Annotated in this window: 8 protein-coding genes; 2 read left to right on the top strand and 6 right to left on the bottom strand. The window is 65.4% G+C overall.

What is annotated here, in order from left to right; all coding sequences use genetic code 11:
- The first annotated feature begins 1 nt into the window (after nucleotide 1).
- Nucleotides 2–1558 carry an MDR family MFS transporter gene (locus JQ587_RS02675; protein ID WP_249154144.1) on the top strand — a complete coding sequence of 519 codons (1557 nt, stop codon included), beginning with the start codon at nucleotides 2–4 and terminating at the stop codon, nucleotides 1556–1558.
- A gap of 83 nt (nucleotides 1559–1641) precedes the next feature.
- On the opposite strand, the gene JQ587_RS02670 is transcribed toward JQ587_RS02675, so the two are convergent.
- The 6 genes from JQ587_RS02670 to pcaF form a co-directional block, all read right to left on the bottom strand.
- Nucleotides 1642–2730 (bottom strand): phosphotransferase, encoded by a 1089-nt coding sequence (locus JQ587_RS02670; RefSeq protein WP_212424335.1) that lies wholly within the window; start codon nucleotides 2728–2730, stop codon nucleotides 1642–1644.
- A 37-nt stretch (nucleotides 2731–2767) separates the two neighbouring features.
- Nucleotides 2768–4459, bottom strand: a complete 1692-nt coding sequence (locus tag JQ587_RS02665; protein ID WP_212424334.1) for a methyl-accepting chemotaxis protein — start codon at nucleotides 4457–4459, stop codon at nucleotides 2768–2770.
- A 253-nt stretch (nucleotides 4460–4712) separates the two neighbouring features.
- On the bottom strand, nucleotides 4713–5315 hold the full coding sequence (gene pcaG / locus JQ587_RS02660) for a protocatechuate 3,4-dioxygenase subunit alpha (RefSeq protein ID WP_212424333.1): 603 nt from the start codon (nucleotides 5313–5315) through the stop codon (nucleotides 4713–4715).
- Entirely contained in the window at nucleotides 5316–6017 is a 702-nt protein-coding gene (gene pcaH, locus JQ587_RS02655) for a protocatechuate 3,4-dioxygenase subunit beta (RefSeq protein ID WP_212303288.1), read from the bottom strand.
- A 133-nt stretch (nucleotides 6018–6150) separates the two neighbouring features.
- Entirely contained in the window at nucleotides 6151–7044 is an 894-nt protein-coding gene (locus tag JQ587_RS02650) for a dioxygenase family protein (protein ID WP_212303287.1), read from the bottom strand.
- Between the two features lie 113 nt (nucleotides 7045–7157).
- Nucleotides 7158–8366, bottom strand: a complete 1209-nt coding sequence (gene pcaF, locus JQ587_RS02645; protein ID WP_212424332.1) for a 3-oxoadipyl-CoA thiolase — start codon at nucleotides 8364–8366, stop codon at nucleotides 7158–7160.
- 216 nt (nucleotides 8367–8582) lie between these two features.
- Here pcaF and mutS point away from each other — a divergent pair, with 216 nt between their 5' ends.
- Entirely contained in the window at nucleotides 8583–11321 is a 2739-nt protein-coding gene (mutS, locus tag JQ587_RS02640; RefSeq protein ID WP_212424331.1) for a DNA mismatch repair protein MutS, read from the top strand.
- Nucleotides 11322–11323: the final 2 nt, after the last annotated feature.

The following is an 11323-nucleotide window of genomic DNA, read 5'->3' as shown; positions in this document are numbered from 1 at the left end:
GATGTCCGGTCCGAATGCCAGCCTGATGGTTCCCGGCCTGCGCCGGAACATGGTGACGATCTGCGCCATGACGGCGACCATCATGCAGGCGCTGGACACCACGATCGCCAACGTCGCTTTGCCTTATATGCAGGGCACGCTGTCGGCGTCCCAGGACCAGATCAACTGGGTGCTGACCTCCTACATCGTCGCGGCCGCGATCATGACGGCGCCGGTGGGCTGGGTCGCCAACCGCTTCGGCCGCAAGCGCATCTTCATCATCTGCTCGGGCGGCTTCACCATGGCCTCCGTGCTGTGCGGTCTCGCCCAGGACATCAACCAGATGGTGCTGTTCCGCCTGCTGCAAGGCGTGTTCGGCGCGGCGCTGGTGCCGCTGTCGCAATCGGTCATGCTCGACTATTACACGCTCCAGGAACGCGCCAAGGCGATGTCGATCTGGGGCATGGGCGTGATGATGGGTCCGATCATGGGACCCTCGCTGGGTGCCTGGCTGACCGAAACCTATTCCTGGCACTGGGTGTTCTTCGTCAATCTGCCGTTCGGCGCGATCACGGTCATCGGGCTCATCATCTTCATGGATGAGACCAAGAAGGATCTCAGCCTCAAATTCGACTGGCTCGGCTTCGCCGCGCTGGCGATCGCGATCGGCGCGTTGCAGCTCGCGCTCGATCGCGGCGAGCAATTGGGCTGGCTCGAATCGGACGAGATCATCGCGGAGTTCATCGTCTCGGCCGTCGCCTTCTACTTCTTCCTCGCGCACTCCTTCACGACCTCGACGCCGTTCATCCGCTTTGCGCTGTTCAGGGATCGCAACTTCGTCACCGGCTGCGTGTTCATGATCGTGATGGGGCTCGTGCTGTTTTCAACCATGGCGCTGGCCTCGCCCTACATGCAGAACGTGATCGGCTATCCCATCATCACCGCCGGCCTGCTGCTGGCGAGCCGCGGCTTCGGCACCTTCTTCGCCATGATGCTGGTCGGGCGCATGATGCGATATTTCGAGGCGCGCACGCTGATCATCGCCGGCCTGTCGCTGACTGCGGGCTCGCTATTCCAGATGACCGGCTGGACCGACCTGACCCAGGTGCCGGAGATCGTGACCGTCAGCGTCATCCAGGGCTTTGGCTTCGGTCTCGTGTTCGTACCGCTCTCGACGGTGTCGTTCCTGACGCTGTCGAACAATCTGCGTACCGACGGCACCGCGATGCTGACCCTGATGCGCAACGTCGCAAGCTCGGTCGGCATCTCCGTCGTCATCGCCCAGTTGACGCAGGGGACGCGGCGGACCTATGCGATCCTGTCCGAACACGTCAACCCGTTCAACCAGGCGCTCCAGATGCCTGACGTCAGCCGGATGATCGATCTCTCCACCAGCGCCGGTCGCGCCATGGCGGACAGGATGGTCAGCGTGCAGGCGCAGATCATTGCGTTTTCGCACGACTACCAGCTGGTGATGTTCTTCATCCTCTGCACCATCCCGCTGGCGCTGATGATCGGCTCGACCAAAGCCACGCTGCGCAAGCAGGCGGCCGGGCCGGAGCATGCGGTGATGGAGTAGGCTGCAGTCGTTTAGAGCCGAGCCGGAGCGTTAATCTCCGACGTCGTCCCGGCGAAGGCCGGGCGACACCGATTTTGTTGCCCCTACAACAACTCCTCACACCCCAAATCCTCGACCGCCATCATGATCCGTTCCAGATGGTGCCACCAGATGCCGGGTGGGATGTTGATGCTCCATTGCCAGACCGGTTTGGTGATGTGCCAGAGCACCGACAAGCGGTAGTCACGATCGAGCGCACCGCGTGTGTATCCGGTGATGCCGTTTGCGAGCAATGTCTCGTGATAGAGATTGAGCAAGGGGCGTTCGAGCGCCTGGCGGCGTTCCGGAAACCAATGAAGCGCCATCATGTAGGCGAGGTCGTTGGTCGGGACGTTGACGCCCCACAGGTCGAAATCGAAGAGGCGCACGGTGTCAGTGACGCCGGCGCGCGGCAGCATGAAATTCCAGGTGTGGGCATCGCCATGGGTGATGCTGAGGTTACGGCGCGCGTGGTAGCGCTCGGATAGCCGGGCCGACTGGTCGATCAGGCGACGATAGAGAAGCCGGCGCTCCTCGCTGAGGCGATCGCCGAGCAGATCGGCGAACCGGTCGTAATGACCGGCAAAGGTCTCCATGTGCTGCGCGCTGTCCTCGGGGCTCGCCCAGGTGCCGACGGTGTCACCGAGATCGGGATGGTCCCACCAGGCCGCATGCCAGCGTGCGAGCGTAGTGACGATCGCGAATGTTTGCGCGCGCGACGGCGGCAGCGGCCATTGGGTTGCGATCTCATGACTATCGGTGAGGTCTTCGAGCAGCAGATGCCAGTTGAGGGTTTCCTCGTCGAAGAATCCGTCGAAGCAGCGCGGGACCAGTCCCCGCGGCATTCGCGGTGCGAGCCTGGTGTAGAACGCCACCTCGTGTCGGCCGCCATTGGCGAGCGTCTTGGCGAAGTCGGCATGCGGCGTCTTGAGGATCAGCGATTGCGGCGCACCAGCGGATTCCCCGACATAGCGCAGGCCAAGTCGAACGATGTGCGACACCACCGTATCGCGCTCGTGCAGCACCTTCACCTCGCGCACGGCGCCGGCGTCCAGTGCGCCGGCCTTGCGCAGTGCCGCCGTCAATCGGGCGGGCTCAACGACCGCCGGCAGTTGTGGAGGTGTCATAGCCATGATGCCCCTGCCCGGCGCCATACTGCACGATCACACCCCCGCGCGCCAGCGGCAGAGCTTACGCCGCTGCGGTCGAGTCGCGCACGGTGCGGACCACGACCGATCGCAGCGATTCCAGATTGGCCGCCATCCCTGCGATTGCCTGCCTGACGTCTGCGGCGCGTTCGTTCACCGACGCGGCGTCGCGGCTGACATTGGCGATCTTGGCCGAGACTTCCTTCGCGGCGGAGGCCGACTCGGAAATCGACCGCGCGATCTCCCGCGTCGCGGCGTCCTGCTGTTCCATCGCGGCGGCAACCGAGGTCGCCACGCCGTCGATCTCGACAATATGACCACCCATGGTCTCGACGGCATCGACCGCGGCCTGCGTCGAGGCCTGGATCTCGGCAATCAGGCGCCCGATCTCCTCGGTGGATTTCGCCGTCTGGTCGGACAGGGATTTCACCTCGGCCGCGACGACCGCAAAACCGCGGCCGGCCTCCCCGGCACGCGCCGCCTCGATCGTGGCGTTGAGCGCGAGCAGATTGGTCTGGCCGGCGATGCCGCCGATCAGGTCGGAGACCTCGGCGATCTTCTTCACGGCGCCCGCCAGCGCCTGGATGGTCGAGCGTGCCTGCTCGCGGCCTGCGACGGCCGATTTGGTGACGGTCGAGGTGCGTCCGACCTGCGTTGCGATCTCCCGGATCGATGCGCTCAGCTCTTCGGCGGCGGCCGAAACGGTCTGCGAGCTGCCGAGCGCCTGGGTGGAGGCGGCGGCGACCGCCTGCGATTCCGACGATAGGGATCGCGCGATCTCGGACAGGCTCAGGGCAGCCCGCTCGACGCCTTGCGTCGTCGCGCTGGCGGTGTCGACCGAGCGACCGGTCTCGCGCTCGACGGTTTCGGCCATCTGGTACAGGGCACCGCGCTTGGCAAGCGCGGCTTCCTGCTCTTGTCGCAATTGCTCCTCGCGCAGGCGCGAATTCTCGATCGCGCCCTGCTTGAACACCTGGAGTGCGCCGGCCATCGAGCCGACCTCGTCCTGACGTTGCGCGAAGGGAATTTCAGCGGCGAGATCCCCGGTCGCAAGCTTCTGCATCGTGTCCGTCATGCGCACGATCGGGCGCACCACGCCGAACGCAACGCCGAGCAGGCCGGCGGCGATGAAGGCGAGCACGGCCGCGGAGACCCCGAGCAGAATATAGAGCATCGCGCTGTCGCGGTCGGCGGCCAGCTTCTCCATGTCGGCATTCTGCTTGTTGGCGCTTTCGACGATGCTGTCGATGACGGCGCGATGTGCGGTATAGGCATCCTTGAGCTGCGCATAGGCGCGTTCGGACGCGGCCGCGTCCTTGGCCTTGAGCGCCGGCAGGAGCTGATCGGACAACAGCTTCCAGAACTTCTGCACCTCGGCGTCGGACTTGGACACCAGGGCCGTCTTCAGGTCGGCCGAGAGGCTGGACGCGGTCCAATAGGCCTTGCGCTCATCGTAATCCTTGCGGAGCTGGACCAGGCGTTCGCCATGAGCCGCCAGTTGGTCAGGCTCGCGCATGGCAAGCGTGGCTTCGAGATAGGCCTCAATGACATATTCCGGCGGCGGCAGGATGTCGGCGATGAGGTCGTTGCCGAGCTTGATATCGGAGTAAAGCGGCCCACCGACCTTGAGCTCACGCAATGCATAGAGGCTGGTGGAGACGACCGCCGTGAAGCCGATGGCAAGAACGATCCCGAACGCGACGATCGCAGAGGACAAGGACAGGCGAATTTTCATGAAATATTCCGGGGCGCGTGCTGAAACTGCGGCGAGCCTAACCGGATACGGTAAATACGGGATTTCCCGGAGGACGCATCGGCGAAAGGAATGCTCCGCAAAACTACGGGAAACAGATGCCGGGCAATCGGTTTTGAGTCAGTCACGCCGACGCACTGGCCGGAAGAGACAAGTGTCGAGACTGATGAAGCACTGCGATGCGCTGGATGAGAAGCTCGCGCCGGCGATTCGCAAATCGCCGGCACGCATTGACTTAGACGTCGAAGAACACCGTCTCAGTGTCGCCCTGCAGGCGCAGGTCGAGGCGATAGAGCGGCTTGCCGGCCTCCCGCACCGCGATCAGCGTGGCGCGGCGGTCGGCAGGCACCAATCCCAGCACGGGATCGGCGGCGTTGCCGGCCTCGTCGCTGAAATAAATGCGGGTATAGAGATGCCGCAGCATGCCGCGCGCAAACACCGCCAGAACGATATGCGGCGCCTGCGGCTTACCATCAGGATCGGGCACGGCGCCCGGCTTGATGGTGTCGAAGGAATAATGACCGTCCTTGTCGGTGCCGCAGCGGGCGAAGCCGCGGAAGCTCGCATTCGGCAGCGCGCGCTTGTCCTGCGGGTCGGCGAAGCGACCCTGCGCATCCGCTTGCCAGATCTCCAGCATGGCATCGGGCACGGCGGCACCGTCACCATCCAGCACCCGGCCCTCGATGCGGACGCGATCGCCGGAGACATCCGGTGTCAGCGTTGAGTTGGTGAAGGCATCATTCCAGGCATATTCGCCCGTCGGCGTCAGGCCGTATTTGAAGAACGGACCGACCGTTTGCGATGGCGTGATCCCATCGGGCTTCGCGGAATCCTGCACTTACTTGGTCTCCATGGGGGTAGCGTTCTTGCCGCGCAGCACGATGTCGAAGCGGTAGCACAGCGCCCATTCGGGCTTGGTATTCTCCAGATCGAACGAGGAGACCATGCGCATCCGCGCCTTCTCGTCCGGCACCGAGTTGAAGATCGGATCGAACGGGAACAGCGGGTCGCCCGGGAAATACATCTGCGTCACCAGGCGTGTGACGAAGGAATGGCCAAACACCGAGAGATGAATGTGGGCGGGACGCCAGGCATTGTGGTGATTGCCCCAAGGGTAAGCGCCCGGCTTGATGCTGACGAAGCGGTAATAGCCGGCGGCATCGCTCACGGTGCGGCCCGCGCCGGTGAAGTTGGGATCGAGCGGCGCCGGATGCTGGTCGCGGACATGGACGTAGCGGCCGCAGGCATTGGCCTGCCAGATCTCGATCAGCGAGTGGGGCACGCCGCGGCCGTCTTCGTCGCGCACATGGCCGTGCACGATGATGCGCTCGCCGAGCGGCTCGCCCTTGTGCTGGGTGGTGAGATCGTTGTCGCCGTCACGCACGGTCTCGTGGCCATAAACGGGACCGGTCAGTTCCGACAACGTGTGGCGCATCGGGATCAAGGGCTTGTTCGGCGCGCGCTTGATCGAGCTCTTGTAGTCGGGTGACAGCGGCAGCGGATGCGCCTTGTTGCTGTCCGTGGGATAAATGAACGTCATTGGCGAACTCCTCCCCGGCCCCGGCCATTTTGGGCCGGCCCGGACAACATTTGCGCCAATCATTATAGAATATAACTAATTTAGGGAAGCGGCTTTAGCACCCATCTCCCCCCGGACATTCGGGCCGGCTGCCCTATTTGATCGGCGCACGCGGCAGCACGGCCTCCCCGGCCTCGAGCCGGTAGGTGTGATCGAGCGAGTACCAGGGGGTTGCGACGTCTGGCACGGTCGGATGCGGCGTCTCATGGCGCACGAACTTGCCGATCAGCGCTTGGGTCACGCCGAACTGCACGTCGCTGTCGATATGGGGGTCGTTGGGATCGTAGATCTGCGAGATCAGCACCTTGAAGCCGGGCTTCAAGATCAGGGCATGGAGATGCGCGGGACGATAAGGGTGCCGGCTTTGTGCCTCCAGGAGGCGGCCGACGACACCGTCGGTCGGAATCGGATAGCCGACCATCATCACCGAGCGGAACGCGAAACGCCCATCCTGGTCGGTCGTAAACTTGCCGCGCAGGTTCATGTCGGCCTGATCGGGATCCTGGTTCTCGTAAAGCCCAACCGGCGAGGCGTGCCAGACATCGACCTCAGCACCCGCAACGGGGCGGCCCTCCTTGTCGACGACGCGGGCGTTCACGAACAGCGGCGCGCCCGGGGTCTCGGAGCGGACGATCGACCCACCATTCTCCACCCGCGGCGAGTTCAACCGCCAGAACGGCCCGAGCAGCGACTGATCGGTTTCGGTATTGCCCTGATCGCCGTTGTTCAGCAGGCAAACCAGCGGCGAAACGCCGAGCGAGCCCGCCATCAGCACGACTTCATTATGCGTGTCGGTCGTCAGCTTGCCGAGTTCGGCAATAACGGCGGTGGCGTCGCGGAATTCCTTCTCGGTCAGGCGAACGTCGCGGACGAAGCCATGCAGATGCTTGACCAGCGAGATCATGATCTGCCGCATCCGCGGATCGGACGTCCGCTCCATCACCGCCAGAGCCGCGGCCGTAACGTCCTGCTCGCGCTCGATGATCATGGCTCTCTCCCTGTCATTCCGGGGCAGCCCCGACAGGGCTGAACCCGGAATCTCGAGATCCCGGATTCCGCTCTAACGAGCGGCTCCGGGATGACGGTCCACTGCGTGTACCGTCAGTTCAGCTTCTCGATCGCAACCGCGACGCCCTGGCCGACGCCGACGCACATGGTGGCCAGCGCGAGCTTGCCGCCGCGCTTCTCCATGCCGTGGACGGCGGTGAGCGCGAGGCGGGCACCGCTCATGCCGAGCGGATGGCCGAGCGCAATCGCGCCGCCATGCGGATTGACGAAATCGGCATCGTCGGCGACGCCGAGCTGACGCATGCAGGCGATGCCCTGCGAGGCGAAGGCTTCGTTGAGCTCGATCAGATCGAAATCACTGATCTTCTTGCCCAGACGCTCCATCAGCTTGCGGGTCGCGGGCACGGGGCCGATGCCCATGATGCGCGGCGGCACGCCGGCCGAGGCGAGGCCGAGGATGCGCGCGCGGGGCGTCAGGCCATGCTTCTTCACGGCAGCTTCGGACGCCAGGATCATCGCGGCGGCGCCGTCATTGACGCCGGAGGCATTGCCCGCGGTCACCGTGCCGGGATTGCGCACGATCGGCTTCAGCTTGGCCAGACCTTCGAGCGTGGTCTCGGGGCGCGGATGCTCGTCCTTGTCGACCGTGATCGGACCTGCCTTGCCGCCGGGAATGATGATCGGCGTGATCTCTTCCGCGAAATAGCCGGCGGCGATCGCCTTGCCTGCGCGCTGCTGCGAGCGGATGGCAAAGGCGTCCTGGTCGGCGCGCGAGACCTGGAATTCCTCGGCGACGTTCTCGCCGGTCTCCGGCATCGCATCGACGCCGTACTGCGCCTTGAGCAGCGGATTGATGAAACGCCAGCCGATCGTGGTGTCGAAGATCTCGGCGGAGCGCGAGAAGGCTTCCTGCGCCTTACCCATCACGAAGGGCGCGCGCGTCATGGACTCGACGCCGCCGGCAATCGCAAGCTCGATCTCGCCGGAGCGAATGGCGCGCCCCGCAGCACCGACCGCATCGAGGCCGGAGGCGCAGAGGCGATTGAGGGTCTGGCCGGGAACCGAGTCCGGGAGACCCGCGAGCAGCAGCGCCATGCGCGCGACGTTGCGGTTGTCCTCGCCGGCCTGGTTGGCGCAGCCGAAGAACACTTCATCCACCTGCGCCCAGTCGAGATTGGGGTGTTTTGCCATCAACGCCCTGATCGGGGCCGCGGCGAGGTCGTCGGCACGCATCTTGGCGAGCGAGCCGCCGAAACGGCCGATCGGGGTCCGCACGGCATCGCAGATAAAGACGTCACGCATCGTTGTTCTCCCTGAATGCCGCGGTCCGGCGAAAATTCTTCAATGTCGGCGGAGTTTTAGGAGGGCGCCCGCAGCAGGTCAATTGACGGTTTCTTGCGTGTTCCGAGGGGTGTCCACGCCGCCAGCGCATGCCGCGGTGCGGACAACGTGGAAAACCTCCCCTCCCCGGCCAAAGCGATAGGAGCAGGAGGCGAAATTTTGTAGGTTGCGCCGCCCATGACCATGCAACAGCCAATCCCAGCGCCAGAGCCTGAACCCACCCCCGCGCCGCAGGCGGAAGCCGCATCGCGCGTCACGCCGATGATGGAACAGTACCTGGAGATCAAGGCGGCACATCAGGGCTTGCTGCTGTTCTACCGGATGGGCGATTTCTACGAGCTGTTCTTCGAGGACGCCGAGATCGCCTCGAAAACGCTCGGCATCGTCTTGACCAAGCGCGGCAAGCATCAGGGCAACGACATCCCGATGTGCGGCGTGCCGGTCGAGCGCTCCGAGGATTATCTGCATCGCCTGATCAGCGCCGGCCACCGGGTCGCGGTGTGCGAGCAGACCGAGGATCCTGCGGCGGCCAAAGCGCGCGGCAACAAGAGCGTCGTACGTCGCGGCGTGGTGCGGCTGGTGACGCCGGGCACGCTGACCGAGGACACGCTGCTCGATGCGCGCGCCAACAATTACCTGCTGGCGATTGCGCGCGCCCGCTCCTCTGCCGGCGGCGATCGCTTCGGGCTTGCCTGGATCGACATTTCGACCGCCGAATTCACGGTCACGGAAGTTTCGGGTGGCGAGCTCGCCGCCACGCTGGCACGCATCAACCCGAACGAGGCCATCGTCACCGACGCGCTCTATAGCGATAACGAGCTCGGACAGACCTTGCGCGAGCTGCCGGCGGTGACGCCGGTGACCCGCGACGTGTTCGATGGCGCCACCGCCGAGAAGCGCCTGTGCGACTATTTTGCCGTCGCGACCATGGACGGACTGGCGCAGCTCTCGCGGCTCGAGGCCACCGCCGCGGCCGCCGCCGTCACCTATGTCGACCGCACCCAGGTCGGCAAGCACCCGCCGCTGTCGCCGCCCGCGCGCGAAGCTTCCGGCGCGACCATGGCGATCGATCCCGCCACGCGCGCCAACCTCGAACTGACGCGGACCCTTGCCGGCGAACGCCGCGGCTCGCTGCTCGATGCGATCGACTGCACGGTGACCTCGGCCGGCTCGCGTCTGCTCGCGCAGCGGCTGGCGGCACCGCTGACCGATGCGCCTGCGATCGCGCGGCGGCTCGATGCCGTCAGCGCCTTTGTGGCGGATTCGGCGACGCGCGAAGACATCCGCAGCATTTTGCGCGGCGCGCCTGACATGTCGCGCGCACTGGCCCGTCTCTCGGTCGGCCGCGGCGGACCGCGCGATCTCGCGGGTCTGCGCGACGGCATCATCGCCGCCGACCAGGTGCTGGCGCGGTTGTCCGAGCTCGACCAGCCGCCGCAGGAGATCGCCACGGTGATGGCGGCGTTGCAGCGTCCGCCGCGCGAGCTTGCCGCCGAATTCGCCCGCGCGCTCGACGAGCAGCTGCCGCTGATCAAGCGCGATGGCGGCTTCGTGCGTGCGGGCTACGAGCCCGCGCTCGACGAAGCCCGCAACCTGCGCGACGCCTCGCGCCTGGTCGTGGCCTCGATGCAGGCGCGTTACGCCGACGACACCTCCGTCAAGGGTCTCAAGATCCGCCACAACAACGTGCTCGGCTATTTCGTCGAGGTCACCGCGCAGCACGGCGACAAGCTGATGTCGGCGCCGCTGAACGCAACCTTCATCCATCGCCAGACGCTGGCGGGACAGGTGCGCTTCACGACCTCGGAACTGGGCGAGATCGAAGCGAAGATCGCCAATGCCGGCGACCGCGCGCTCGGGCTCGAGCTCGAGATCTTCGAGCGGCTCTGTGCCAAGGCGCTCGAGATCAGCGACGATCTGCGCGCTGCCGCGCAAGGCTTTGCGCTGCTCGACGTCGCGACATCGCTGGCCAAGCTCGCAGTTGACGAGAACTATGTGCGGCCCGAGGTCGACGGCTCCCTCGGCTTTGCCATCGAAGCCGGCCGCCATCCCGTGGTCGAGCAGGCTTTGAAGCGCAATGGCGAACCGTTCATCGCCAATGCCTGCGATCTCTCACCGAGCCCGGCACAGAAGTCCGGCCAGCTCTGGCTGCTCACCGGCCCGAACATGGCCGGTAAGTCGACCTTCCTGCGCCAGAACGCGCTGATTGCCCTGCTGGCGCAGATCGGCAGCTTCGTGCCGGCCACCCGCGCGCGGATCGGCATCATCGACCGCCTGTTCTCGCGCGTTGGCGCCGCCGACGATCTCGCCCGCGGCCGCTCCACCTTCATGGTGGAAATGGTCGAGACCGCGGCGATCCTCAACCAGGCCGGTGAACGCGCGCTGGTGATCCTGGATGAGATCGGCCGCGGCACCGCTACGTTCGACGGCCTCTCCATTGCCTGGGCCGCGATCGAGCATCTGCATGAGAGCAACCGCTGCCGCACGCTGTTCGCCACGCATTATCACGAATTGACCGCACTCTCGGCAAAGCTGCCGCGGATGTTCAATGCGACCGTGCGGGTCAAGGAATGGCAGGGCAATGTCGTGTTCCTGCACGAGGTTCTGCCGGGCTCGGCCGACCGCTCCTACGGCATCCAGGTTGCCAAGCTCGCCGGCCTGCCGCCGGCCGTGATCACGCGCGCCAAATCGGTGCTGGCAAAACTCGAAGCGCAGGACCGCGGCCAGACCGCGCGTGCGCTGGCCGATGATCTGCCGCTGTTCGCCGTGCCCTCGCGTGCCGCCGCGGAGGCCGCCCCGCCGACCGAGGCCGAGCTATTGATGGACGCAGTGAAGGCACTGCATCCCGACGAGATGTCGCCGCGCGAGGCGCTCGATGCGCTGTATGCGTTGAAGGCCAAGCTGCCGAAACAGTGACG

Source organism: Bradyrhizobium manausense (genome assembly GCF_018130615.1).
GTDB classification, from domain to species: Bacteria; Pseudomonadota; Alphaproteobacteria; order Rhizobiales; family Xanthobacteraceae; genus Bradyrhizobium; species Bradyrhizobium manausense_A.
Note: the sequence above shows the minus strand (reverse complement) of the source record. Positions and strands in the feature narration are given on the sequence as shown.